Annotated in this window: 1 protein-coding gene; it reads right to left on the bottom strand. The window is 41.2% G+C overall.

What is annotated here, in order from left to right; all coding sequences use genetic code 11:
• Positions 1-220 precede the first annotated feature (220 nt).
• A complete protein-coding gene (locus QZ995_RS23665; RefSeq protein ID WP_301812401.1) occupies positions 221-913 on the bottom strand; it encodes a hypothetical protein in 693 nt (230 codons plus the stop codon).
• Positions 914-941: the final 28 nt, after the last annotated feature.

The raw sequence follows: 941 nt of genomic DNA on the forward strand, positions 1-941 counted from the left end.
AGATCGGACACAATCAAATAACCTTCTTTGGTTATTCCGAGAGCTTTTGATGAAGTTGTATTGGTCAATAGAAGCGAAGCCCTCTTTGTCAAATCGTTATTGAGCGACATAAGAACATGCGTATTATCTAAATTAGAGGCAATATAAAGATTATCATTTGCGTCTATGACAAGGTTAGTGAAATAACCTCCTAAACTTTGCGGAACTCGTGCTAATATCTCTAGGTTTTTACTAATCTTTGCGTTGGAAAGTAAATGATTTCGCCACTCGATACTACTCCTTTGCCACCATAGGAATATGATAGAGTTGCGTCTAATACCACTTCCCCTTTGAAGTTCAACTTACGAGCGCCGTTTGGTGACGCGCTCCAAAACAAATATATTCCTTCCGTCCCTATAGCAGAGCCTATTGAACCAGATGTATTAGGGAGGGATTGCATCCACCTCGGTACGCCTGCATTGGTTAAACTGAATACCTTGCCAAATGTTACCACGTATACGTTATCGCTACTGTCAACATAGATATGGTATCCACCGCCATTACTGCTATAGTCCGTGTAGCTGCTACCAGAAGAGTCGTATTTGCGAACCTCTGAAACAGTGAGAACCCACACGTTATCTTTTGAATCTACAACAACGTCATTGATAGCAGATGGCATCGTTATGCTCCAAGAAAGCCCGCCAGTTAGTAATTTTCTTTTTTCTAAGACTTTACGCGGTGAATCGTTCGTAAAATACACTTGGCCGCCCCATTTGTCCATTACGAAAAACTCAGAACCACGGCTATACGTTGTATCCCAACTTGCTTTTAACGTCCAAATAGGGTTGCTTAGGTTTACGTTACGAATGAGGCTATTCAGTTTATACTTTCCCAATCCTATCCCATGATCCCGTAATACCTCAGTACCGATCATTTTCGCTTCACCTCATTTACTGGATTTT

Origin of the sequence: Brevibacillus laterosporus, from assembly GCF_030489605.1 — a bacterium.
In the GTDB taxonomy this organism is placed as follows: domain Bacteria; phylum Bacillota; class Bacilli; order Brevibacillales; family Brevibacillaceae; genus Brevibacillus_B; species Brevibacillus_B laterosporus_E.

What these genes read in the sequence shown, in the direction of transcription:
- QZ995_RS23665 (WP_301812401.1), bottom strand. Translation starts at nt 913, where the DNA reads ATGATCGGTACTGAGGTATTACGGGATCATGGGATAGGATTGGGAAAG.